A 26,911-nucleotide genomic window follows, 5' to 3' on the forward strand; every position below is an offset into this window, starting at 1 on the left:
ATTTAGAATGTTACGTTCACACCTATATTATACGTTTTTGTAATAGGATATAAACAGCTATAACTATCGCTCGGATGCTCCGGATCTATGTATTTCAATCCCGTCAGAGTAAACAAATTATATGCATTAAAGTAAAGCCGCAAATTTTGCACACCCACTTTCTGCATCCAATTCTGGGGGAATGTATAGCCTATTTCAGCACTCTTTAAACGAAGATAATTGACATTTTGAATACTACGGGAAGAAGTCCAATAGTTCGTTGTTTCGCCACCGTTGTTTGTTGACGGATAATATCCCGGAATCCATTCCGTATTAGGATCCTTCGTATCTGCACCCATCTCTGCTGTATGCCACCGGTCCATAAACATGGAAAGCCCCCCTCGATCCCAAGTCAACGGCCTTTCCATTTGTACCTGGTTTATGACTGTCCCCTTGGCAGCTCCCTGGAATAATAAATTCACATCAAAGCCTTTATATGTTCCTGCCAAAGTGAAACCAAAATTAATACGCGGGTCTCCGCTCAAATCAATAGGTCTTGCATCATTATCATCGATTACGCCATCCTCATTCCAGTCTTCATACATGTAATCACCCGGGCGAAGAATCGAGTTTCCTTTATTATCCTGAATAGGTGCCGACCATATTTGTCCCATATTACGGAAATAATCCACAAATTCATATCCCCAGTAAAAGTCATTGTACCGGTCATTATAATTATCACGCCAATTACGATACGAGTTATTGGACAAAGCTCTTTCCTGATGTTTTACCATCGTTCTGAAATAAGATAAATTACCAGAAACCGTATAACGGAAATCACCAATCGTATTTGTATGTGACAAGCTTATATCAAAGCCTCTTGTTAAATCACCATTCAGGTTTTCCTGAGGTAAAGCGGCTCCCAGCGTTCCAGGTACGGACAACGATCTGGTTGCCAACAAGTTTTTTCTATTACGGCTAAATATATCTCCCTGGAAACTCAACAATCCGTTCCACATGTCAATATCTAAACCGAGGTCAGCGGTATGGGCCTCAAACCACGTTATATTCGGGTTAGCCATGCCACGGAAGCCTAAACCACTGATAAAAGAACCATCAAACATATACCCTCCGCTCGGATACGTATATCCCGACAGGAACTGATAAGTTGATGCATCATCGTCTCCCAAGATACCGTAAGTACCGCGTATCTTCACATTGTTTATAAACGACAATGCTTCCGTATTCTTGAAGAAGGACTCCTCCGATATACGCCAAGCTCCCAAAAATGCTGGGAAGAATCCCCACTGAGAACCTTTGGCAAACTTAGATGAACCGTCATAACGGAAACTGAATTCTGCCAGATACTTCGATTTGTAATCATAGTTTATCCTGCCGACAAACGCTTTATTAGCCATATCGAAAAAGACTTTAGGGTCTGTATTCATTGTTGCTTGCTGATTGGTCGAACTCCCGGCAAATATCTGGTCAACTGCATCCATTGGCAAATCCCTCTGAGCAGCAAAGTTGTCTGAACGGTTTGTCGTTTCTTCATATAAAGCCAGAATCTTCAGATTATGATCCTCATTAAATGTTCTTTCATAATTCAACTTTAATTGTAACAAAGTTCTCTCCACTTTTCCATAACTGCGTTGTATTAACGACGGAGAATAAGCTTTATAAGGCTGATAAGTATCGGATGCCCCGTCATATTCATACAATGTATATTCTTTTCTGGACAAACGGTTATCAGAATTGTCATAATCATAACTATACATAGCTCCCGCATTGAGTCCCTTTACGAAAGGTACCGAATAATCCAAGGTAAAAGTTCCCTGAAACAGTTTCTGTTGGTTTTTCCTGAAGCCACTAATATCTGCGGTAGTCAGCGCAATAGGATGATAAGCGCCAGGTAATTGTTGTAAGTAAGCCGGATTGTCATTGGCATAAACAGGCAGAGTCGGAACATGCATCCACGCTGCTTTATAAACTTCCCAGGCATCCATTACCGGTTCATTCTTGGTTCCCATCATAGCATTCAACTGCATACCGACTTTCAGGTTCTTCGTTATCTGACCGTTAATATTAGCCCTTACGTTATATCGTTCATAGTTCAAGTCGCCACTGGAGTAGAAACCGTCTTGTTTCATATAACCAAAGTTCAGGAAGTAGTCTATCTTTTCCGATTTTCCCTGAGCACTGATACTATGCTGTGTCTGGGGCGCGATCTTATCAAAACCGACATCAGACCACTTGGTTTCAGGTTTTAAACCATTACGATAAGCAGCTATATCTTCTGCTGAAAACATAAGGCTACCGCCCTTATTTATGGAATTCTCGTTTGTCAGTTCCATCCAATCGGCGGCATTCAATGTTTCGGGGATGTTAGATGCCTGTTGCCAGCCAACAGAACCATTATACTCCAATGTTAATTTTGAACTTGTTCCTTTTTTAGTCGTGATGATAATTACTCCATTAGCCGCCTTCACACCATAAATGGCTGCCGAAGCATCTTTCAACACCGTAAACGATTCGATCTCATTTGGGTCCAGGCGATCCATATTCGAACGGGGAACACCGTCAATAATTACCAGCGGAGCACCCATACCACGAATCTGCATATCCGTATTATAACTTCCCGGTTCCCCTGATTTCTGAACGACACGGACACCGGCTATCTTTCCGGAAATCATATTCTTTACATTCTCACTACGAGTCTTTATCAATTCTTCATTACCTATATTGCTGACGGCACCGGTCAATGTGGCCTTCTTCTGAGTACCATAGCCAACCACTACCACTTCTTCCAGATTTTGAGAATCTTCCTTCAGCAATATCGCGAAATCAGAACGGTTGCCTACCGGAAATTCCTGGCTGATATAACCGATATAAGAAACTTGCAACACAGCCTTATTCGCTACTGTAAGAATGAACTTCCCGTCGATATCAGTCACAACCCCGTTCGTTGTCCCTTTCTCCATGACATTGGCACCGATAATAGGTTCCCCGTTCGGGTCTTTTACCGTTCCCGTTATTCGCTTTCCTTGTTGTTGAACTGCTGTATTTCTGGTAAGGAATATATGCCTGTCATTTATCTTATACGATAAATTATATTCCTTTACCAGATGATCCAATATCACAGTGATATTGGATTTAGTCTCTTGGAGACTAACCGGCAAATCATTCGGGATATCTTTACTATTGTAGAAAAAAAGATATTCCGACTGTTTTTCAATTTGTTTCACCACATCATAGAAAGTACCATTTTGTACGTCTACCGATACTTGAGTGGTTTGTGCATAGGTATTAGCAGAGATGTGCAATATGCATAACAGCGTAAATAATAGTGTTAATTTCATGATACGCCTTATTTTTGGAGACAAAAAGCCCCACTCTTGATATTTTTCCATATTTTTGTGTATTATTTTAAGTTTGAAGTCTTTCCGTTACTGTTTTGCCGACGTTGCCGGAAGGACTGAAATGAATAATAGTTCGGGAGGTGCCTCGCATTTCCCGAATTTTTCTTTAGGCTGATCAGTAGGGTGGTTCCATGGTTCTGTTATTTTAAAGTTAAACATCAGGGATTGTTATTTAGGGTAAATACGGATAACCTGTCCTTCCATCCTGTACCGGAACTTATTATACTGCCCCAAAGGTTTCAGCACTTTTTCTATAGTATTCTCCAGTACAAAACTTCCTGTAAAAATGGCCCGGGCTAGTTTTTCATCTTCAATCAGGATCGTGACGTCATAAAGACGTTCCAACTCCGCTACGACTTCGGAGAAAGGCTTATCCTTGAATTTATAAAGTCCCTTCGTCCAAGCCAGCTGAAAGTCTTCATCTCCCCGATAGGTCGTAATAACTCCGCTCTGCCTGTCGATTCGGGCAGTCTCGCTCGGCCGCAGGACCTGTTCGTTACAGACAACGCCTTCCGTATCATAGGAAGTCAAAAACACTTTTCCGGAAATAAGGGAAGTAGTCGAATAATCCATGTCCGGATAAGCCTTAACGTTAAAGACAGTTCCCAGAACTTTTATATCATATCCTTTCAGCCGGACGACAAACGGCTTCTGTTCATTCTTTGCCACCTCAAAATAACCTTCTCCCTCCAACATGACAGTCCGTTCCTTCTGATCAAACCGTGTCGGATACTGAATCGTCGTTCCGGCATTCAGCAGCACCTTTGTCCCGTCCGGCAAGAACAGGGAACTTTTCCCACTGCCTTTTTCCACCACAAACCGGGTATAACTATCCTGGGGTACTGCCCGCAGACTTTTATTCTGATAATAAAAATATTGTCCTGCCAGTAATACAGCCAGTAAAAAGACTGCGGCATACGACCACAAAGTGGTAATATTCCTGATTGTCGGACCTTTCGGCTTTGTCGCAGGTATTTCCGAATCTATCTTCTGCCTCATCTTTTCCCAGCTGGCATCTATCGGATACTTCAATGCATCGACCTGTACAGACAAAGAGTCATAAATTGCTTTCAGCCGTGCCAGTTCATTCTTCTTGTCTTCCGACTTCCTGACAACCTCCAGCAATTGTTGTAAAGACTGAGAATCAGCCGTACCCTGAAGATACCGGATCAACAACTCCTCAAAATCGATATGTTCTTTATTATCCATGATTTTTGCATTTCTATACTCAAAACGTGCTTTATCCTGTATTTACTTACTCAAAAGAGAAAAAAATAAACTAAGTAGGGTCAGTGCACTGCGGAGCATTTTCAGGGCTTTATACAATTGTGCCTCCACAGTCCGTTGTGATATACATTTCTCACGGGCAATCTCTGCCGATTTTTTCCCGTCAATATAAGATTCAAGAAATATCTCCCTGCATTTTGGTGGCAATTTATTCACTTCCCTGAAAAGAGCATCCAGGTTATTATTTTCTTCTGCATAATAAAAAGGCTGGTCGGAACAGGAAAGGATCTCCATTTCCAGGTTCTTTTTATAGTAATCGATATATCCAAGCTTCACTTCTTCATGTCTCAACACGTCCAGACAGGAATTTCTGAGAGAAGCAAACAGGAAGTAACGAAGTTCCGATGCCTTAACACATAAAAAGAGCTTCTGATTCCACACTTTCAAAAACAATTCCTGCACCAGGTCCTCCGCCACAGACATACTGACATAGCGTGCCGCTGTAGCCACTAAATCAGGGGTATAAGCGACATAAATCTTTTTAAATAATTCCACCTCGTCCTGTGGCTTCAGCTTTCCCTTTTCTCCACTCGCTCTCATAAGATTAGAATCATCGGTATAACAATATTCAGTACGAAAACGATCTGAATAGTTTATTTACTTACTTCTTTACCAAATAAATTATCATGATGTATATTATTTATTACAAAGTTAGTCCCCCATTCCCCCACAAAAAATAGCATATAATTGCCAATTCAGTGGATTATTTTGTACAAATAGGGCTGCATTCACCCATTCGGATACATGCAGCCCTATACCTTATCAACAGAACAGTTTCAATGCCACTGCTCCAATCAACAGCCACCCCATCAAATTGCCGGCCGTGGTTGCCGGAGGAGGTTCCTCTAATGCGGATTCTGCGGCGTATGGGTCCCCGGCGGACTCCCCGGACGGATGATCGGATACAAGCAGGACTATAGTGCCGGATATGTTAGCACTATAGTCCTATTTTTTTCAGATTGTCTCAAAATTATGTGCAGAGAATGATTGGTCAAGCATATAATATAACTATCAAGTTTATTTTGTGTATTATCCCATTGTTATTAGTATTTGCCACAGGCCATCATTATCTTTACCCTCACGCTTTAAGACTCCCTTCTTTTTTAATGCAGAAAGATCGCGTTCTACTGTGCGTTGGCTCACCGACAAAGTCTCCGACATTTTCTTGGCGGTGATTGTCGGTAACTCTTTTATAAGATTAAGTATTTTCATCTGTCGCTCTGTGAGTTTAGTCTCCGACACGTCTCCGTCATGCTCTCCGACATTCATTACAGTAAGGCGGTCATCATAAATATCAAGATGAACCTCACTCCCCATAACAGGGAACCGCCCAAACCATTGGCAAAAGCACTTATACTCTTTACCCAACTCTTGGGCTTCCTTTCTTCAAGCATCAATTTAAAATCGTATGCGGTGCATTCTGCTGCCTCACTATCGGAATCTGTATATTAAACGAACTACCATCTTTCTTCTGATTCAACGGAGTGATGGAACAGGCGGAATAAAGGACTATAGGGTCATCGTTCTCATCTAAAAACAATTGGGGACGTTCGAGACGGTCCACATCGACATGTTCGCCATTCTTCAGGATAATCTCCTTGTTCATAAATAAAGAGTGCTCGGGCAAATCCCAATGAAGGCCGTCTTTTGAATACATGATAGCCAGACCAGGCTTACCTTGAGTAAATCCTCCGGTAAAATCTTTGAAGACGGCATAGAAACATCGGTCTTTCCGGTGATACCAAACATACGGGTCTTCTGCATTCAACTTCTGTGCCGTGCCTGTTTCAAATTCAAAGACATTATCGTCCAATACCCGGAAAGGGCCGGCGGGTTCATCGGAGATGGCCACCCCATGCACACCACGCCAGCCGGGGTCATAGACATTCCCTTTAAAATAAAGGAAATATTTCCGGTTTGTCGGACAATAAACGACAGCCGGATTCACCATGATAAGGTTATCCGGTTTCACCGCTGTTCCTTCCGGAGACGGCTCCAACACATTATTCGGTTTTACCCGCGAACGGGGAATAAGCAACGGTTGTTCATTACAGGTATATTTACCCTCCAGCAATTCTTTTATGGAGTTAAAACACAGCACTCCCAGTTTCTGGTTTTGCTGGATACGGTCCCTTTTACTCAGCGTCCCTTTTATACGGGCATCCTCTCCCGGGTCTACCGAACCGCAGTAATACAGGTAATATTTCCCATTAAAGCGCTTGATATGTGTATTCGAAACGGTCTGGGCATCCCACGAGCTCCGGTCCGGAGTATAGCCGTCCTTATTATAGACAAAACCAATATTTTTGTATCCCCCATAAGGAGAATCGGAAACAGCGACCCCTATTTTCGACCCTAACAGCCAGGCATCGACAAAAGGCGGCTGTCCAGGCCCAGACTCCATGGCAGAATAAAACAGATAGTATCTTCCATCCTCTTCCGCCCGGATAGCCGAACCACACCAGACAAAATGGCCCTCCAACGAAAATGCCGAAAAACCGACAGGGAACTCCGAATCACCGCGTTGCACAACCTCCATGTCAACAGGTCCGGCCTGGTAGGTGTGTTGAGACCAGACCAACGGGCAACAACAGCCGATCGCCAATAATACTGATCTTATTTTCATCTTATCATTTATAAATACTTAATTTCCCCAATTCTTATTCGGCTCAGGCCCCAGTTCAATTTCCAGTAGTCCCCCCTTTACCAATTCGGAATGAGGGAAGTGAAAACTGTTCAGAGCCTGACCGTTCAGACATACCGATTGTATATAAACGTTTTCTTTTGAATTGTTTTTAACCGCGATAACGAACTCTTTCCCCGGATAATACCGGTTGTCCAGCTGAATGGTTATCTTGTCAAAAACAGGCGAAGTTATTTCGTAACGAGGTTCCACGGAGGCTCCTCCCTGTACATCAAACAGACCGATTGCCATCAAAACACCCAGAGCTCCCATCTGTCCCTGGTCTTCATCCCCGTTATAGCCTCCGTAAGGGGTTATATCACCAAACACATCCTGCTTGATTCTTCGTACCCAGTACTGGGTGAGCCAGGGAGCACCGGCATGGCTGAACAAATGAGCCATATGCAAGGAAGGCTGGTTTTCATAATCGACCCAATTACGAGCATGGCTTCCATGTGGAGTAATAAAATTAGTAGGAGCAGCCAACTCAAACTGCCGGTTCAATTTGTTCACAAACGAATCCTTTCCTCCGATCAAATAAATTAAATCCGGCATATTTTGCGGCACATAATACGTAAAGATAGCGGCATTACTCTCTACGAATCCCGGCATGTTAAACCCTTCCCCCACCGGTGCAAAATCTTTCAACCAACTTCCGTCTTTCATACGAGGTCTCATCCAGCCAGCCTGAGGGTCAAACATGTAACGGTAATTAAATGAACGGTTATAATACTTTCGGTATATACTGTCATTCCCCATTCCCTTGGCTAATTGGGACAAACACCAATCCTGGTAAGCAAAGAAAAGCGTCATCGCACATCCTTCCCGATGGCCACCATTGCCCTTTATTCCTTCAGGAACAAAACCTTTTTCAACATAATGCGTCATATAGTCATTCACTTCCGTCTCATATCCGGCATGGTCGCGTATACCACCCGGTTCGGCGTTTTTGATACTACCTTCCAGTGCGGCATCCAATTCAAAATCACGTATGCCTTTATTATAAGCAGCGGCAATCAACGGGATTGCCTGGTCGCCCACCATGACATACGTATAGTTTCCACCACTGGGTCCACGGGCAATCAAGCCACCGGTGGGATAGTAGCCGACCAAAGTCGACACGAAATCGCTCATTACTTTGGGATAAGCGATAGACCAGAGAATATTCAAGTTAAATTCCGATCCCCACAAACCGTCTGAGTTATATACCGTCCGTGTGGGTACCCCGTTCTCCAACGGGACTTGGCAAACCAACGGTTTATCCCCTGTGTTGTCCGTGTATTTACCATTCACATCCGAATAGGTATGACGTCCCAACAAGACATGCCACAGGTCGGTGTAAAACTTGACACGCTCCTGCTCCGTCCCCCCTTCGACTTTGATCTTTCCCAGTTCACGGTTCCATTCGGCATACGACTCCTTGACCACCCGATCGAAGTTCCAATGATCCAGCTCCGTATCCAAATTCAAGCGGGCTTGCTCTTCATCCACATACGACAAGGCAACTTTCATCAGCAAAGGCGACTTTCCCAACCGTTTGAAACGGGCATAACCGCCCACATGCTGTCCTTCCAATGCCTGTTTGCCGGTCAGTAGCTTTTCCTTCCCATTCTGTTCCCAACCGCCAAATTCATCCATACGTTGGTTGAAGCGGGCGACAAAATAGACCGTACAGTTCTTTTTCCGCCTCATGGTAGGCGCCATTACAGCATATCCGGCAATCTCTTTGTCCGATACCTTCCGAATAGCCGCCTTCTCCATGGCTCCATGCCCCAAAAAGGCCCCGACATCCAGTAAAATATTAGCAGTCTCTCCTTTCGGAAACGTATACCGGTGCATCCCCACCCGGGAAGTCGAGGTCAGTTCCGCCGTTATGCCATACCTGTCCAATATCACCTTATGATACCCGGGCCTGACTATTTCCGTATCATGTGAAAAACGGGATTTACAAGCTTCCATGCCTTTATGCCCTTCCACATCACCAGTTGTCGGCATCACCGGAATACCCGAAATTTGCCAACAATGAACATGGCTGAAACATCTCACTTCGGTAGAGTCATACAAATATCCGGAGTTCCAACTCCCCTTCACCCAAGTATCCGGACTTAAACTAACCATTCCATAGGGCCGGCTAGCCGAGGAAAAATAAAACCAACGTGATTTATGGGAATCGATACGAGGTTCGACATAATCAACGGGCGTTTTTACCTGTTTGTCCCGGGCACTCAACTCTCCAAACGAGAAGATGAGCAAAAAGGAAATGGCACAAGACCAAAACAATTTACGACTTCTATAATTCATCTCTTACTTTTTTGATACAAAACAATACACATTACCTGAAATGACTTTTTCACTTATCCTAAACTCACGTATATCTTACCCCTCACACCATCAACTTCCATGGCTTGCTACTGAAGAGGCATCGGTCTCCGGATTACTTTATACCCAATTCTTTCAAGATAAAAGGTACCGTATACGTTTTCCATGCCAACGCCCGGGGATGTATACCATCCGGCACATATTTCAGGAACTCTTCTTCGCCTTGTTTTAATATGCCAGTCCAATATGCATAATGGTCGATAAGTTTCAAATTCCTTTTACGGGCTATTTTACGGTAAACATCATAATATGCATTGATATGCGGTCGTTTTTCCAAATGCTCCCGGATCGGCATATTCATAATTTGAAGAACAATTTCGCACTGCGGGTTCGCTTCCTTTATGCGGTCTATCATATATTCGACATTGATACGGCAAACCTCCAGAGAGGTATGATAAGGCAAATAGGCATCATTCATGCCAAATTCAATCAATACCATATCCGGTTTTTTCGACAACACCTTCTCGTCCAAATTTTGAACACCCCATGTCGACCACATTGCACTGCGGGCAGAGTTTATCACCTCCACGGCATCCGGGTAAATCGCATTGATGCTGTCTTGTAACATGGCAGGCCATGTCAGTGTACCGTCAGGAAGTGCACAAAGACTTGTCCCGTAAACAACAATCGTCTGCTTCTCTCCCTGCTTTATCCGGTTGACAACTTTCTTTTGTGCCGACAACATGCAAGCACACAATAGTTGAAATAACAGACAACTCAAAAATACACGTCTCATATAGAATAGTTTCTTATTTATATTACTCGACTGACTTCCGACAAGGCACGCTCTACTGTAGCAAAAGGAATTTCATGACACATATTTATTTTTTACACGGAGTAAGGTATAATACGCAGCCACTGTTACCTTCCACATCCAACGTCAGGTTTTCCTGTCCCTGCAATTTGATTTCCTTTACGCTGATAACTTCTTTCTTTTTACCCGGTGCCTGATAATATAAGGTCGCTTTATACCGGGACTGGTCTTTCAACATATCAAGCGGCAATACGACCTGCCGTTTATCGCCGGCATTCAGGACGCTGACATACCAGTCGGATGCCGAACGACGGGCAACTACCGCATACGAATCCATATCCCCTTCATAGAAGCGGGTATCATCCCATACAACAGGAATCGAACAATAAAAGTCGGTTATGGCATCCGTCTTAATCACCGATTCGGTTGAACCGGCACCTCCGTCACGTGCCGGAGCCTTGTAAGGACGGTCATACCAGAAAATAAACTGCCAGGGACTGTAAATGGCAATACGTTTAGCCAATTGAGCCGCACGACCGCCCATCTTTTCCGTGACCCTTTCGGCAAAGAAACAGTTTGTATTATCGCCGGCTCCACAAATCATACGGTTATACAATGTATAAACCGACTGATTCAAGTTCGGGCTTTCTTCATCGCCCCGGATACCTTCCTGTGTAACCAGGTTGGGATAAGTACGGGAATAACCGGTAGGGCGGTATTCGTCGTGAATATCTACCATCAATTCATATTTGGCCGCTTTACGAACGGCCTGATGCAGCCAGGCTGTCGAATATTGGTCGCCGACATCGACAAAGCCATATTTCAAGCCCTTTACTCCCCATTGTTTATATAAAGGAAGTATTTGATCCAATTGTTTCGATAAAGCTTTCATGTTGACATACAAAATAATGCCAATCCCCTTCTGATTCGCATACTCTATCACTTTATGAAGATCCAGCGGACCTTTTGAGCGCTTGGGATCGACAGTTATAGTCGATGCATCCGATTCCGGATTATACTCATCCCCATACCAACCGGCATCAAACTCCACATATTCAATTCCGTTTTCTGCAGCAAAATCCACACAAGCCAATCCTCCGGCTGTAGTCAATGTCACTTCACGAATCACCTGCCCCGGTTTGATCCAACTCGTATTCTCTATTTGGTTAGGTTCATTCAAATTCAAGACAAAATAATTGTTCTGTACCAACAGCCCTGGATGATCGGCCACCATCACATAACGCCAAGGAGATCGATAACCCGCCAAATCAAGATTTACCTTACCTGACAAAACCGATTGTACACCGATTCCCGTTTCACTCTTACCTAGCTTCATACGGGAATAATCCACCAAGGCCGCTTCGCCGATTGCCACAAACTTCCGGTCGTTTACCTGTATTACCTGCGGACGGTCTCCTACGCCTTTCAATGCACTTAGTTTCGTTTTAGAATAAGCTCCTTGTGCATTGCCAGTCACCCAAGTATCACAATCTTTCGCAAACAAAAATTGTGTTTTCTCATTCACCAACGTACAGTTCCAGAAATCCAGCTTGTCGAAGGCATAGCGAAAAGCAAGCCCCTCGTCATATAAGCGGACAAACATCGTCATTTCCTTTTGGTTTTCATCGGAACGAAGCAACAGTTCCAATTCGTTGTAGCGGTCTGTCACCAGCGACCGTTCCCCGTAAACCGGTTGCCAGGTCTGGTCGACCGAAGTCCTCGTCTGGTTAGCTATCTGCCAGTTTTCCGCCAATATGTTTTTATCCAGCTCCAGTTGCAAAGTTTTCGCCTCCACAACCTTCCCTCCCTTGTCGAACAAAGCGATTTGTACCGACTTTTCATTCACCTGAATATCCGCCTTCAACTTGTCTGAAGGGCTTGCCAATGGCAACACCGTTTGTGCACAAAGCCACAACGGCTGCAACAAGGCACACAATAATACGTTTACTTTTTTCATGATATGAATATTCATTTCCAATGTGACACATTTATCGATTACAAAGATAAAGCAGCTACCGCTATGAAAAATAGCAAATAGCTGCTTATTTGGTGGATTATTATTGCCTATCCCAACCGATACATCTCTTTTATTCCAATTCAAAAGAAACTTTCGTTCTTATATCATCAGAGGCTGATCCGATTAAAAACTGGAACTTACCAGGCTCCGCAACCCAACGATGAAGCTCCGGATCATAAAAGCTCAAAGCGTCTTTATCAATACTAAAAGAAACATTACAAGTTTCACCTGCTGCCAACCGGACTTTACTAAATCTTTTCAACTCCTTCACTGGACGAGGAAGTGATGACTTATCATCACAGACATACAACTGCACTATTTCGGCCCCCTCACGTGTCCCCACATTCGTTACGGGAACTGTTACAACCAAGCCTTCCACATCATGCATATTCTTTTTGTTCACCGTTGCATTTCCATATTTAAAAGTTGTATAACTCAATCCATGTCCGAAAGCAAAAAGCGGTTTAATCTTTTGCTTTTCAATCCAACGATAACCGACATAAATACCTTCTTTGTATTCTACCTTCTTTCCTTCTCCCGGATAAGCATTTAGGACATGTGCCCCATTATCTTTCAAAGAAACCGGAAATGTAATGGGAAGTTTACCCGATGGATTCACATCTCCAACAAGGACAGATGCTATAACATTTCCACTTTCTGTTCCGGCATACCAAGCCTGAACTATACCGGGGACTTTCTTTACCCAAGGCATTGCATAAGCATTCCCGCTGATCATCACAGCTACCAGTTGAGAATTTACTGCAGCCAACTCTTCAATAAGTTCATTCTGATTGTATGGTAATTCATATGATTTCCTATCCCAACTTTCACCATCCTGATCCGGCTGTTTATTTAATCCCCCTACAAATATAACCATATCAGCCAGTTTGGCTGCTTCGACCGCTTCCATCCTCAATTTTTCATTTTCTTCCGGTTCCACTGCAGAAGAATATCCTGGTTTGTATATAATCTCCACCTTATTTCCCAACCGGTTACGAATACCATCCAAAGGTAATACCTCATATTTAGCCTTTACCTCAGAAGAGCCACCTCCGCAACTCATTTTAGTCACTGCATTCTCCCCGACAACAACCACTCGTTTCAACCGGGAAATGTCCAAAGGAAGGATATTATCTTTATTTTGCAATAAAACAATCCCTTCTTCTGCTATCTTTCGCGCATCATCCGCATGCTCCGGTGAAGCTAATGATCCCCAGGGCTTGTCTGCTGACATATTTGTACGATACATCATGCGCAAAACTCTCCGAACCTTTTCATCAAGTTCTTTAACCCCGACTTCCCATTTCTTTATCAATTCTAAATAAGGGAAAGCCAGAAAATAATTATCATAAGATTCTATTGAATCGATAGCCGTTCCGAATTCTAGATCCAGGCCGTTGAATATGGCCTCTTTCGTATCGTGTGTACCACCGAAATCAGAAGCAAGCACACCGTCATAATTCCATTCTTTCCGAAGAATATCATTCAACAAGTACTGATTATGGCAACAATGCTGCCCATTATATTTATTATATGCTCCCATAACCATCCAAACGTTTCCTTCCTGAACGGCAGCCTTAAAGGCTGGCAAATAAATCTCATGCAACGTGCGTTCATCCACGATTGTATTTATATCCGCACGATTGGTTTCCTGATTATTCACCGCAAAATGTTTTACACAAGCCGCTACATGATTGCCCTGTACCCCCTGTATGTAAGAGACGGCCATTTGCGATGTTAAATAAGGATCTTCTCCCATATATTCAAAACTACGTCCATTCAATGGCGTACGACAAATATTCACACCCGGCCCCAGAATAATATTCTTATTCCGGTACAATGCCTCCTCGCTGTATGATTTCCCATACAACCTTCCCATTTCCGGATTCCAGGTAGCAGCCAAACACACCAATGCCGGATAGGAAGTACATGAATCTCCGCTTATTCCCTCATGTACAGGCGCATTCCATTTCATTTCCGGACGTAACCCCAACGGACCGTCTGTCGGATGATTTTCCGGTATTCCCAAACGGGGAACACCCCAGAAACTATATATTTCATTGGCATGAATCAACCGGATCTTTTCTTCCAGTGTCATTCGTGCAAGCGCATCTTCCACGCGCTTTTCTATCGGTTGAGCAGTATCCTGATAAATCGGTTTTTGTGCACCAAGATTCAAAGCACAAACTGTACTTAACAAAATCAATCCTATTTTTTTCACCTTAGTTAATTTAAATTCATAACACATTATTTTACTTGGAAGCCTTTTTTAACGGATACGATTGGGCCTTTTCCCCATCAATCATTCGATACAATACCCAAGTATCCTTTTCCACTCCCTCTTCCAAACGCCAATCATAAGATGGGTTGGTAAGCATTTTCTTTATCTCTTTCGGGAAAGCATCTGCCCGGCGGGCATCTTCCCAGGTGCGTATTGCTTTAAAAATGGCCTCTTTTTGCGGACAACTTTCCACGTCTTTCTGGCTTAACTTCAGAGCATAAGTTACTCCCCAACCCACCGACATGGCTTCGACGTGCTCATATGTCTCCACTGTAGATGTTTCCACTATCGGGAAATTTGAGCCGAACGAGATCGGGAAGAAGTTAGCAAAGCATTGGTCTCGGGCATCCTTCCCCTGGCTGGTGGTACTACCCCATACCCTCAATTCCGTATCATACAAATTTTTTCCGCCACCGGCATTATTGATACTTTGATAATGCCATGAACCTTCGTTGAACCCTGCACCGGTGAAACGAATGTAATCCACTCCCAGTTCTTTGGCATGTTCAAACATTTTCCGCAAAAAGCGTTTTGTAGAATAATAACCATGACCGCTGTTCCAAAAAAACTCAAAACCATCAAAATCGTAATAACGGATACCATTGACTGACGCTATTTCCGCATATACCTCAGCTATTTCATCCTGAAGAGCCATATTAGGAATCACTCCGTCATAACCGTAATTCAACGTAACCTGTAACTTATAAATAGTGTCATTGGTTGAATGACTGCTTGCTTCCGTATTCCAATAACCACGGGTTACGTTCAACAGCCTGTATGGTTCTGTATCCGAAACACCCAGATAATGGATCAGTTCTTTCCCTATTTTTACCATGTTTAAGTTTTTGCAATGCCCTTCCCAGCTGGCTATTTCTTCCAAGTACTTCGGATCATCCACAATGATGATTGTATCTGTGGCTGACAGATTATTCTTCAGCACCCGTTTTTGCTGGTAACACAGGCTATCGCTAGGCACAGGGCTTGCATCTTTAGTGCCTGGTGCCAACGCATTCGTTATATTGGCACGACCAACCAAGATATTCTTTTCTTTTGCTTTATCCGTAAACTCTTTATGTGACATATTCCCGCCTGCACAGGTAAAAGGTTTTTTAGAAAAATCTTTTCCATCTATATAACCTCCCACATTTCTATCCGGTCTTACGAAACCTAGATCATAAGCACTGATCGCTTTAAAACCCAACCGATCGGCGTAAGAAATGATACTATCATACTGATTCCCATAACAAATGACATCGGGTACAAAGGCTGTCGGATCTTTTACCCATTTACCATTCACTGTTGGATAAGGCAATCCTTCCGACAATACAATGTTTTGAATCACATCCATCAAAGCGATATCATCCGGGCTTCCCCAAAGAGCCACGGAAGATCCTATGAAATCCACTCCGGGTATCGGTTCCACCTCAATATGGTTCGGCTCATTGTTTATTTTGTTAGGAAGCAACGAGTAACAGACCTCCCTCGGAAGCGTCCGGTTACGGGAATGATACTGTATGAAAACACGACCTTGTTCATCCACCATAGCCGTATTTGCCGCAACAAAACGATAGTAAGGCTCCTTATAGGCGAAGAAAGCCACATCGCTGATGCCATCTCCACCTAAAGGAATTTCCTGTCCTTCATGCAAGTTGTCCGGCAACGGATAGAGCTTCGGATCCGGACTATGGACCACATACTGTGTAGGACCGGCATCGCCTTCCACATCCGAACTGCCGCCAATCGTATTATCGTCGAGAGCCAATACACCTATCGCATAATTGACAGTGGCACTCGTATCACGTGCCACACCAATAATATCTCCGAACAAATTGGTTATATTCGTATTATAACGCCCCCACTGTACATCGTCCACTCCATTCCGAGGTGATAAATCCAGCAAAGTCATCTTTATATATTTCCCTTTCGGCTCCATCGCAATTTCTGCTACCGAACCATTTGGATAATCTACTGTCAGAATGTTTGTCTGACTGTTGAATGCCGCATGGAAAGGATAATAATATTCCTTTTCCCCACTATTATATAATGACAAGACAGGAGATGGTTTATCCTCGATCGCGAACTCCCGGCAAGGAGATACCGTCGTGTTTTGCATCGAAGTGATATACCCTTTGTCATTGACTTCTATTTCAAAATAATCGGTCTTGAAATTCCAAGACCCTTTGGACGTACATCCGGTAACCAGCAAGGTTATTACAAAAAACAATATTTTCTTAAGCATAAAACTATGTTTATTTAAATGAGAAACTCTGTTTTATTGACAAGGCAACATACATTGCACGGTTTCACCCGATTTTATGTCAACCTTTTTCCAACCAAGGAAGTTATGGTATCCTAACGGCTTCTTTGCTTCTTTCGATGCTTCCGCAAAAATACTTACAGAGGCATCAAACCGCGTCGGATTGGTGATCTCCAAAGTTATACCCAACTTATCACGTTTGACTACTTTGGCATCCACATGATCGAATACATACATTTCATCTTTGTCCGTCCGGAGGTAAATACCCGGAATTTCGATACCCATCAACATACCATTCCCTTCCGTCCAGCCATTGGATGTATGAAGGATAACACCGACAGCTCCTTTGCCATCGGCATCTGTTGTCTGGATACGTTCCATCGAAGAGCCCGGTCCCATGCCAGTGGTAGGTCTTCCCGGTGTTTCCATGACTTCCGCATGTGTATGGTTTATATCCCGAAGCAAATCCGCATACCGCCGATCGCCTGTTGCCCGGTAAATCTTAAACAAATGGTCTGCCGACATCGTACACACGCCGGGCGCCGCATGTTTGTTTTGGGTACTGGCCCATACCGCACCGGCCACATGGCCGCCTAACTTGCTAATGGTAGAGTTTACGGGGAATTGGTAATCGTATGAAAGTGTCCATGTAGCGGCTATATTGGCTACATTACAAGCCATATCCAGCCATTGTTTATCGGAAGTGGCATAATACAACGCCATCAACGACTCAGTAAAAGCGAAGTTCGACTCTGAATCGGCATCCTGCATGATATCACCGCAAGCACCGGAAGTAAATCCCAAACCGACAATTTCTCTATCATACATAAATTGGGCCGATTCTTTGGCTACCTCTAAGAATTTGGGCTCATTGAAATAACGGCTTGCCATGACCAAACCGGCTGGAACCATAGCTCCTGAAGCAGAATGGTAGATAATCACATCCCCGGTTTCCGTATTTACATAGTTCCCGAATTCTCCACACTTTTTCCAAGTATTCACAAAAGCCATAGCCAGTTTATGGATCGCTTTTTCCCATTCCGGTTTTATCTGGTCTCCATACCCTTGTTGTTTTAATAACTCGAAATGTTTTATCGACCAGAACAAGACATCGGCATTCCTGCGTACTAAAGAAGAGTTGGGTAACTCTTCGCGTTCAAAAGTAGGTATTTCACCCTTTTCATTATTCGGACCATAAAAATATCCACTTTTACTTTGGTATTTCCCGAACGCAAAGTCGCAGGTCGTAAGAACCCGTTCGCGCGACAAAGGATCGTTCATGGCTAAAAGAGCGTATGTGTCCATCAATCCTCCTACCCATCCGACCAAATAACCATCCCCATTTCCGGTACGGTAAAAATGGCCGAAAGGTAATTCCGCCCAACGGTTCTTGTTTTTATACACTGCCGTAAGTTCCAACGTCTTGCTAAAAGGTGTCAGATTCCTTAGATGGTTCGGACCGACCAATGCCTTACGTTCATCCATAAACCGCTCGTATAAATCCTGCTTGCTATTAGCCTTGAAGCTATACACGCGAAATTTTAGGTTTATCTTGTCTCCAGACTTCCAATCAGTTCCCTTATCGCCACTTGGAGAAAAGTCGCCGAACCCGGCACGCAATTCACGTACGCCCGGTGCGCTCACGACAAATGAAGCCTCGTTTTGCGCCGCATTCTCTTCTACAAATATTCCATGATCGCCAAATTCTGAGCGTTGTTCAAACAACAGGATGAATGCCCGCTTTTTGGATGGGGAGAAGAAACACATAGCGGGCGTAGAGGCATTCCCGGTAAGTCCCTCTATCTTTCCCGGTATGTTCTTCGCCAAAGCCAACCGTGGATTATTGGCAAACAACTGGGTCGGGACTTCTTTATTATACAGATAATGTTTCGGATAAGGAGAGCAATAACCATTTGTTTCTACATTGAAACGATTGCCATTGTACACATACGCCGGTATCAATACAAAATTATCCCGACTCCAGTCTTTGAAATCAAAAGCGACGGCAATACCTCCGGATTGTAATTCGCCTTTATCCACATTAAAACAGATCTCCAAATCCAATACATCTCGATTGGGTTTTACTGGTTTCAGATCGCAACTCCATTCCGAAGTGTGCAGGGTTGCTTTCCCTTGATTGAAAACTGCTTTTTCGCGAACGACCGATCCGTCGTAGCTTACCAACATCGGCCGGAAACTACCGCCGAGTGATTTCAGGAAGGCGGTTATCTGTTTAAAATCACCAGTCTGTTCCGTATCCGGCATCCAACTTCCTTTTAAGTTGTCTTGCGCCACCACAGCTGTGGATATCAAAGTAATCGATAAAGATATCAATAATGTCAAACTATTAATTTTCATGCTTTCATTTCTTTCAATTTCTACTTTCTATTCTTCAATCAAAAACCACGATGCTCCCTGTGCTTTTATCGATACTGGGAACAGCAGATTTCCTTTTTGATCCAATGTATACTCTGAGCTGGTCCCATCCGATGCCACAACTGTCGCTTTATCTTTTAAGCCTGAATAATAAAGCGGAAGTCGCATTTCTTTGGTTATGTCACGATCTGTCGGATTAAAGACAATTACCATACCCTTATGTTGAATAAAAGGATTTACGTGCATGATACAATCCAAGTCACGTCCGGTCGGACGACTTACGTGAATAATATCAGAGGTCAGGATATCGCGATATTTCTTAAACCAGTCAATATAGGCGGACAATAATTTTTTAGTCTCCGGCGTATCGTACAAACGATTGCCGCGGATAGTCAACTGACAGCCACTACCCAACAATTGAATCAGATTGGCTTCATATTTATCCAGGTTGTCGCACAGAGGTTCCAAGCCGATTTTAGGATCATTGGAATAAAATCCGACCAACTGCAAAGTCATCCATCCCATCGTTGGAAGTTTTGTACGGGTGCCATCATATATGTATTGATGCCCTAACAACATCTGTTGGGAAAGTGTCAGGTTACTTGCAGCTTCACGGTATCCCATCCCCGTAGCCGTCGAACCATGCCAGAAATAATTATCCGGCATCAGTACAAACATACCTTTATTTTGCATTTCGCGTGTAAAATCGCGCATGATACTCCATTGTTTCCATTGAGAATCTTCCAATCCTTTATGGTGAGGGTGATTTTTTGAAGCACAGGCATCTCCATGATACGGACCATCAATAGGGTATACATCCAAGCCTGTCTTTTCTTTAAATTCCCAGAATTTAGGGAAGAAGACATCTTTCCATTCAGATGCCAGACAAACACTCTGTCCGAAATTACAACCGGGTTTATTTGTCTTCGGATCAATGCAGTCATACTTTTCCCCACGTCCTCTACTTGCCACCATCAATTCATATCCCCCGGTGATAATACCACGTTCTTTGGCATAGGAAGCGATGTCTTTCCACATATTTACATATTCCGCATCCAGCTTGTCGTACTGAATACCGGGCCAGGCCATTACATCCAAACGTTCCATCCCTACTTCTGCCATTTGATCGATAAATCCTTTTAGTTTTACCGGATCATTGCTTGTGATGCCTCCACATAAAAGCGATTCAGTGGTTTGAGGGGCCAGTTTCCGATATACCCGGCGCCATCCTAATGTGTTCCGCTCCAAATCATCTGAATCCATCAATAACTCGAAAGTACAGAACGATTGGAAAGGCTCTGTTTTCGTTACATCTACATTGGGCCCCATCGGAACACTGCTGACAAGCAGGTTTCGTGTTGCTTTTCCACCAAACAAGATCTCTTCGTCATTGCGCACTCCGGCCCAGGTGTTATAATCCGTATCATCTATCAGACGAACCGGAGAACCGCTGAACGGGACATGCTCGTTCGTCCACATATCCACAATATCTGCTTCTGTATGAGCACCTCCTACCATTGCAAAAGAATAATCGGACTGTGCATAAATACGGCGGAACTGATCCTGTGACAACGCTAGAATTTCACTTTCTATCTTATTAATGACTTTTGCCTCATCCGAATTATTAATGACTTCTACCCATTTTGCGACAGTTGGAAGACCTTCATAAATTTCATAATTCACTTTTACCGTTATATTTTCTACTTCCGGCATCTGTCCTGTCGGCTTATAAATCATACTGACATGTAAGCCTTTTGCCGGCCACGATGTTGTTATGGAATTAAATTTAGGTTTCCAGTCATAACGTTTGACGATATCTCCAATTTCCAGTTTATCAAATTGAAAAGAACGGGGAGAGCTATATAAATCTTTATACCAACTATCCAATAAATAAGCGTATTCAGGTTGCCCTTTCAACCCACCGACTTCATACCAGACGCTATCGATCATAATGCGTGCTTCAGGTTTGATTCCCCGCAAATATTCTGCGCCATTACTCAGATTACGATAACCTACACAAGCCAGATTGTCTGAATAATAGAAAGTCCGGTCTATTAAACCGTTTTCAATTCTTATCCGGGCCGTCTCACCGTCTTTCGATTTCTCCACAACCAGTTGACAAGGTTCTTTCAAATCATGGATAAGCCAGTCTTTCTCCTGAAGCCGTTCTGTCAACTCTTTTGTATGAACCACATTACCGCTCAGTGAATTAAACATTTTTATTATCTGTCTCCTATGCTGCTTATTCTGAGTATATGTTGCTTTCTGTGCCTGATAATCAATTGCAAAATCCGACAGCCCATCAAATTTGCCCGGTTGGAAGGTTGAAACTCTCGCCTGATATAAGTCACCATGAAATACATTTCCTTTTGCAGACCCACCTACATACAATCCCGGCATAATAATCGGGGTAGCATCTAAAGTCTCTTTCTCTTCACCATTTAGAAAAAACACAGCTTTACCATTTTCCTGTTTTACTGCAATATGTACCCAAACTTCCGGAACAATAGGTGCCAACGTAACACTTCCTTTTTTCGAACTATATACCTGCAGATTCTTTCCCACTTGTGCAAAAGTATATCCTCCTTCTCCCGATCCGATAGCAGCTATCACATGTACATGACTTTGATGCTGATCACCATGATCCACCAACCGAGGCCGCGCCCATACTTCAAACAAAATATTACCATTTTGGGGATAGGCTATCTCTTTATTTTCATACCAGTCTTGTTGCGTCTTAAAAAAGATACAGCCTTCTCCCTTCATTCGATGGGATTCCGGTGCATCCATATAAATCAATGGTGCTCCCTGAGCAGACAGAATATCTTCTCCTGTCTGGGATTTTATCTGAGAAGGTGCAGCCGTAAAACTAACATTACCACTCTTTCCAAAATTAAAATTAAATACTTCTTTAATAGTTGCAAATGTATTTATAAACACCCCTAACAACACTAATACAAACAAAAATCTCCTATTTATCATATAACTAGCATTTTAAACATGATCATTTCTAAAACAAATCCGGACTGGTTCACTAACATATAATCATACCGATTCGGATTTTTCTTGAATAAATTATTATTTTAGACTAGGCCATACTTTTATTCGCATGGAAGAGGATAATTTCTCTATCGCCCCTACAACCGGAGTAACAGAACGCCCATTACCTAAAAAGTCTTTTTCCAACTTAAAAGGGGTTCCGTCAGGGTTCTCAAACGGAAGTCCTGTCAGCTGCGTAATACCAAGGCGGTCGGCATCAATACTTTTTCCTTTAAAAGAGGACAGTTCCTGTAATTTGATATCACTTACCAAATAGACTTCCCCTTCAGGAGTTTCCTCTACTTTAAGCTTCGGGTTGACAGTTTTCTCTACCCAATCTTGTGTCTTATTTGTCATCGGAAGGGAACCGTTCAAAAACAGGTTGTTCTCGGCATAGACAGGACGTTGCGAAACATCGAATACGACCATTCCATATTTCTGCTTACTGTTGTCACCACCAATAAAGATATTGTTAAAGAAACGATGGTCACCTTCTGTAATCGTCCGTATGCCTTTCACTTCTGTCGAATGGTTCAATTGGTACGGGGTGTAACGTTGATCGTCCATACGCCAGATATCTCCTGAAATAATATTATGTAAGTACGCACCTCCATCCGTATTTTCCACAATTGAACGACTGGACAGAAGAATATTGTTATCCACTATATACGGGCCATGAGACACTTCAAAGAACAAATCCTGTGCCAAGTTATCATACAACAAATTAGATGATATCCGCGCCCCCTGCGCCATCCAGTCCAACCAAATGCCAAAATTACCCGATGTATGAATCCGGTTATGATGAATATAAGTATCTATCGCTCCGTGCAATTTTATACCTGCCATTTCGGCTCCGCTAAATTGTTGCTTTACCAGAATATTATAGATATGGTTTCCGTAAATCTCACTGAACGCTGCTCCCATACTACCACAGATACCGGTTTGCTCGCAATCAGAAATAACATTATTCCGAACGATATGAGAACCGACATAGTCTTTACTCCATCCACGTCGCAATGTATTAAAAATAACCTCTATATAATGAGCCGTACCATCCAGCCGCTTATCGTTGCATTCCAGATTATGTCCACTGCTTCTCTCTTTTCCCAAAGTAATGCCGTTAGCACGGGAATTTTTAATGATATTATCCTCGATAATCCATCCCTTACACCAATGGGTAGCAATCATACCTACCTGTTCGGCTGTCGGAGCTGCCCATTGTGTAGCGGCCTGGCTGATATGAAAACCGCGAATCGTTATATAATTCAATCCCTCGCGGGTCGGATAGAAACAAGTAGGACGAACCGATACCTCCACCGTTTCCTTGTTCGGATCGATATCTCCAAAATTTACATAAATCGTTGTATTATCCGCATCCACTTCTGCGAACCATACATTCGTACACCCTTGCGGATCACGAATCGTACGGATCGTATCCGGTGTAAATACTTTATCCAAACTGAATTCTTCATAAAGTGAAACATCATTTAAATAAACATCCCCTGTATGATGAATCCGATCAGAAGAAAGCCAATCTCCATACAAACGGTCATTGAACGGATTGTAATTTCCAAAGATAGAGTTAGGCAACACCACCTTCCACACCCCTTTCGCTTTCTTCTCTTTTCTCCAGTTTGTGACTAATTCAGAGCCTTTAATCTCTGCTTTTTCACCATCTGCTACGCGGTACAGGATACGTTTCCCTTCCCATTCCCCTCCACTCAACGGATTTACCCATTCCCGGTAAGTTCCGTTATGAACTGTGACCGTATCTCCGGGTAATGCTTTCTGGGCAGCCCAATTGATCGTTTTAAATGGTGAAGAAATATCTCCGTTATCAGCATCACTTCCTTTTACCGATACATGATATTCTTTGGCAGATAACACATTTCCACACAAACAGAATATTGAAATTAAGTATAATACTTTTTTCATGGTATGAATTATATTATAAAACTGATTAATCACACAAATATAAAAGCAGCTACCCCTATTAAAAATAGCAAATAGCTGCTTATTTAGTGGATTATTAATACCTAAAAATCAAACAAATTACTCCAGCGGATCAAAGGCTCCATTGTTCCAACCTACATTTTGTTCCAACTTTGAGTTTTGATCCAAATGCTTCTTTGGTATTGCGTAAAAATAATAAGAGTCTTTCACTTTAATTGTTTCGACATCTACATTGACAACCTGAGGATCAAAAGAGTCGATAAAATCATCAGGATTATCCATACCAGTTGGAGCTTGTTTCCCTTGAAGTAGATTCAAGATCAAACCTTTTCGTCTTTCCAACTTCCTTAAATAATCAAACTTCCTCAATCGACGTAAATCATCCAAACGTTTTCCTTCAAAAGCGAATTCAACAAAACGTTCATTAAAATATGCTTCTGCAATTTCGTCTTCCGAGGTAGCTTTAATACCATAATTATTATCTACTCCCGGTGTTATATTAGCTCTTTTACGAATTTGTTTCAAAACATCAAGAGCAACATCCGATTTACCTATTCTATTAGCAGCCTCTCCCATATTCATCAAAACTTCAGCAAAACGAATTTCAATCCAATCTACATCTGCGTCATAAACAGTACTCTGTGTTATATCAGGATCTAATCCTTTTACCCTATAAAAGCCAGCTCTACTAGTCATACCATCACCACTTGATGGAGAATCCGCATACCTCCCATTTGACAATTTATACGTCCACATTCTTGTATTAAGATCCTTCATATCTTTTAAATAAGGTTCAGCCCCATTATATGCAATAGTAGCATAGAAACGATCGTCTCTTTCTTTATATAATTGCGCATAAGAATCTCTTTGCGAATTATATTCAGAACCATCTTTCATAGGGAAAGCATTTACCAAATTTAATGTTGGATGATCAGTTCCCCACATATCTTTAGAATAAAGAATAGGGCGAATACCATGTTGAGCAAATTTTGCATCTGGTGCAGAATATCTTCTTGACATTATAATTTCGCAATTTCCATCCACAGTCCAAATATCCCCAAAAGTTGGATATAATCCTTTTCCCTGAACAGTCAGATATTCTAATGCCTCCTTATTTGCATCATAGGCATTTTCCCATCTCTTCTTATCTGATTGAGGATTAAATAACGGACTAGCCCAAAACAAAAGAACTCTCCCCTTGAATGCAAGAATTGCACCTTTATCAATTCGTCCGGTATTTTTATCATCCCACTTTTCATCACCTATTAAAGAAGCTGCATTATCCAAGTCTTTTATAATTTGTTCTATACACTCAGATGTCTTATTTCGAGGAATAAAAGCTTCTTCATAATCAGCAGCTGATAATGTTTTTAACATAAGAGGTACGCCCCCATAACTTTTTACCATATTAAAATACATCCATCCTCTAAAAAATAGAGCTTGAGCTTTTAAACGTTTTTTGAAATTATCAGAACAAGTTCCCCCTTCTATTTCTTCCAACAGCTTATTTACATTCCTTATTTGATCATACGGCCAAATATCCTTAAGATCAATAGTGGCTGTACCTCGTAAAAGATCAGGCATATTTAATGAATCACTTGCAGCTTCATCACACTCACTGCCGCTACCATCAGGCCAGCCTGGCATAACTTTTGCATAAATATTATTCATATAAGCATCCGCCAAAGCCTCACTATTCCACACTTCATCAGGACTAATACCGTCCAATTTATCCTTATCCAACACATTTTCGCATCCAACCGTAAGAATGGATAATAAGAACAATAAATATATAGATTTCTTTTTCATAATATATTGCTTTTTTATAAAGTTACATTAAGTCCAAATGTAAATGATTTCATTACAGGATAACTCATCGCACTCTCAACTTCCGGATCATAAAATTTAAACGGAGAGAATGTAAACAAATTAGTCCCTGAAAAATACAATTGTATATTACCTCCAAATCCCGTTTTACTCAAGACAGAACGAGGTAAAGTATAAGACACATTTACATTTTTCAAGCGCAAATAAGATTTATTACACATCCAGAATGTTGATTCATATGTATCAGGATTTCCCCAATCATCTTTAGCTTTTGGATAACGGGCATTTATATTATCCGGGTTCCATGAATCTGCCCAAAATGCTGGAGACAAATTTCCACCTAAAGAAATATTACGGCTAGCGCCATCATTATAAAAATCTTTAGCCCCTGCAGCTAGGGTGTTCAGTAAAGTGTTCTCAAAAACGCATTTTAGCATGGCAAAGTATAGACTTCCTCTAACGGAAAATAGGGCAAGTATTGTCTAATATGTTCACCGTAAAACTTGTTTTATCGGTTGATTATCAGTATCTTTGAACATTAACAACAAATTAATTAATCATGGGGAAGAATAATCAAGAAGTGGAAAATATCCGCCTTCGAGAAGAAGTAAAACAACTAAAAAAAGCGAATAAGTCTCTTGAGAAAAAGTTGGCCACTGC

The 26,911-nt window shown here is 42.3% G+C and carries 15 protein-coding genes and 1 pseudogene; all 16 read right to left on the minus strand.

The window, feature by feature from the left end:
* Positions 1-2 precede the first annotated feature (2 nt).
* The 16 genes and pseudogenes from NBH14_RS18240 to NBH14_RS18310 all read right to left on the minus strand — a co-directional run bounded on the left by NBH14_RS18240 (position 3) and on the right by NBH14_RS18310 (position 26,688).
* The gene (locus NBH14_RS18240; protein ID WP_186960432.1) at positions 3-3,338 is read right to left on the minus strand and encodes a TonB-dependent receptor; all 3,336 of its coding nucleotides are present in this window, start codon (positions 3,336-3,338) and stop codon (positions 3-5) included.
* A gap of 228 nt (positions 3,339-3,566) precedes the next feature.
* A complete protein-coding gene (locus tag NBH14_RS18245; RefSeq protein ID WP_186960431.1) occupies positions 3,567-4,607 on the minus strand; it encodes a FecR family protein in 1,041 nt (346 codons plus the stop codon).
* Between the two features lie 42 nt (positions 4,608-4,649).
* Entirely contained in the window at positions 4,650-5,225 is a 576-nt protein-coding gene (locus NBH14_RS18250; RefSeq protein ID WP_186960430.1) for an RNA polymerase sigma-70 factor, read from the minus strand.
* A 489-nt stretch (positions 5,226-5,714) separates the two neighbouring features.
* A complete protein-coding gene (locus NBH14_RS18255; RefSeq protein ID WP_350464049.1) occupies positions 5,715-6,002 on the minus strand; it encodes an HTH domain-containing protein in 288 nt (95 codons plus the stop codon).
* A pseudogene (locus NBH14_RS28845) lies at positions 5,993-6,079 on the minus strand (AlbA family DNA-binding domain-containing protein); the annotation flags it as partial. The gene NBH14_RS18255 and the pseudogene NBH14_RS28845, both read right to left, overlap by 10 nt.
* Positions 6,079-7,311, minus strand: coding sequence for a glycoside hydrolase family protein (locus NBH14_RS18260; RefSeq protein ID WP_186960427.1), 1,233 nt, complete (start codon positions 7,309-7,311; stop codon positions 6,079-6,081). The pseudogene NBH14_RS28845 and the gene NBH14_RS18260, both read right to left, overlap by 1 nt.
* Before the next feature lie 18 nt (positions 7,312-7,329).
* Positions 7,330-9,669 (minus strand): GH92 family glycosyl hydrolase, encoded by a 2,340-nt coding sequence (locus NBH14_RS18265; RefSeq protein ID WP_186960426.1) that lies wholly within the window; start codon positions 9,667-9,669, stop codon positions 7,330-7,332.
* A gap of 133 nt (positions 9,670-9,802) precedes the next feature.
* On the minus strand, positions 9,803-10,483 hold the full coding sequence (locus tag NBH14_RS18270) for an SGNH/GDSL hydrolase family protein (protein ID WP_186960425.1): 681 nt from the start codon (positions 10,481-10,483) through the stop codon (positions 9,803-9,805).
* A gap of 85 nt (positions 10,484-10,568) precedes the next feature.
* Positions 10,569-12,458, minus strand: a complete 1,890-nt coding sequence (locus NBH14_RS18275; protein WP_186960424.1) for a glycoside hydrolase family 97 protein — start codon at positions 12,456-12,458, stop codon at positions 10,569-10,571.
* Between the two features lie 130 nt (positions 12,459-12,588).
* Entirely contained in the window at positions 12,589-14,766 is a 2,178-nt protein-coding gene (locus NBH14_RS18280) for a glycoside hydrolase family 3 C-terminal domain-containing protein (RefSeq protein ID WP_186960423.1), read from the minus strand.
* A 4-nt stretch (positions 14,767-14,770) separates the two neighbouring features.
* Positions 14,771-17,038 (minus strand): hypothetical protein, encoded by a 2,268-nt coding sequence (locus NBH14_RS18285; protein WP_186960422.1) that lies wholly within the window; start codon positions 17,036-17,038, stop codon positions 14,771-14,773.
* A 33-nt stretch (positions 17,039-17,071) separates the two neighbouring features.
* Positions 17,072-19,414, minus strand: a complete 2,343-nt coding sequence (locus tag NBH14_RS18290; protein ID WP_186960421.1) for a YyaL domain-containing protein — start codon at positions 19,412-19,414, stop codon at positions 17,072-17,074.
* A 27-nt stretch (positions 19,415-19,441) separates the two neighbouring features.
* Positions 19,442-22,414, minus strand: a complete 2,973-nt coding sequence (locus NBH14_RS18295; RefSeq protein WP_186960420.1) for a LamG-like jellyroll fold domain-containing protein — start codon at positions 22,412-22,414, stop codon at positions 19,442-19,444.
* A gap of 96 nt (positions 22,415-22,510) precedes the next feature.
* On the minus strand, positions 22,511-24,406 hold the full coding sequence (locus NBH14_RS18300; protein ID WP_186960419.1) for a right-handed parallel beta-helix repeat-containing protein: 1,896 nt from the start codon (positions 24,404-24,406) through the stop codon (positions 22,511-22,513).
* 117 nt (positions 24,407-24,523) lie between these two features.
* Positions 24,524-26,233 (minus strand): RagB/SusD family nutrient uptake outer membrane protein, encoded by a 1,710-nt coding sequence (locus NBH14_RS18305; protein WP_186960418.1) that lies wholly within the window; start codon positions 26,231-26,233, stop codon positions 24,524-24,526.
* Between the two features lie 14 nt (positions 26,234-26,247).
* Entirely contained in the window at positions 26,248-26,688 is a 441-nt protein-coding gene (locus NBH14_RS18310; protein ID WP_186960417.1) for a hypothetical protein, read from the minus strand.
* Positions 26,689-26,911 lie beyond the last annotated feature (223 nt).

The organism is Parabacteroides caecihominis, assembly GCF_023656785.1.
In the GTDB taxonomy this organism is placed as follows: Bacteria; Bacteroidota; Bacteroidia; order Bacteroidales; family Tannerellaceae; genus Parabacteroides; species Parabacteroides segnis.

Coding starts and splice junctions, on each gene's coding strand:
- NBH14_RS18240 (WP_186960432.1), bottom strand. CDS start 3,338: ATGAAATTAACACTATTATTTACGCTGTTATGCATATTGCACATCTCT.
- NBH14_RS18245 (WP_186960431.1), bottom strand. CDS start 4,607: ATGGATAATAAAGAACATATCGATTTTGAGGAGTTGTTGATCCGGTAT.
- NBH14_RS18250 (WP_186960430.1), bottom strand. CDS start 5,225: ATGAGAGCGAGTGGAGAAAAGGGAAAGCTGAAGCCACAGGACGAGGTG.
- NBH14_RS18255 (WP_350464049.1), bottom strand. CDS start 6,002: ATGGGGAGTGAGGTTCATCTTGATATTTATGATGACCGCCTTACTGTA.
- NBH14_RS18260 (WP_186960427.1), bottom strand. CDS start 7,311: ATGAAAATAAGATCAGTATTATTGGCGATCGGCTGTTGTTGCCCGTTG.
- NBH14_RS18265 (WP_186960426.1), bottom strand. CDS start 9,669: ATGAATTATAGAAGTCGTAAATTGTTTTGGTCTTGTGCCATTTCCTTT.
- NBH14_RS18270 (WP_186960425.1), bottom strand. CDS start 10,483: ATGAGACGTGTATTTTTGAGTTGTCTGTTATTTCAACTATTGTGTGCT.
- NBH14_RS18275 (WP_186960424.1), bottom strand. CDS start 12,458: ATGAAAAAAGTAAACGTATTATTGTGTGCCTTGTTGCAGCCGTTGTGG.
- NBH14_RS18280 (WP_186960423.1), bottom strand. CDS start 14,766: ATGTGTTATGAATTTAAATTAACTAAGGTGAAAAAAATAGGATTGATT.
- NBH14_RS18285 (WP_186960422.1), bottom strand. CDS start 17,038: ATGCTTAAGAAAATATTGTTTTTTGTAATAACCTTGCTGGTTACCGGA.
- NBH14_RS18290 (WP_186960421.1), bottom strand. CDS start 19,414: ATGAAAATTAATAGTTTGACATTATTGATATCTTTATCGATTACTTTG.
- NBH14_RS18295 (WP_186960420.1), bottom strand. CDS start 22,414: ATGATAAATAGGAGATTTTTGTTTGTATTAGTGTTGTTAGGGGTGTTT.
- NBH14_RS18300 (WP_186960419.1), bottom strand. CDS start 24,406: ATGAAAAAAGTATTATACTTAATTTCAATATTCTGTTTGTGTGGAAAT.
- NBH14_RS18305 (WP_186960418.1), bottom strand. CDS start 26,233: ATGAAAAAGAAATCTATATATTTATTGTTCTTATTATCCATTCTTACG.
- NBH14_RS18310 (WP_186960417.1), bottom strand. CDS start 26,688: ATGCTAAAATGCGTTTTTGAGAACACTTTACTGAACACCCTAGCTGCA.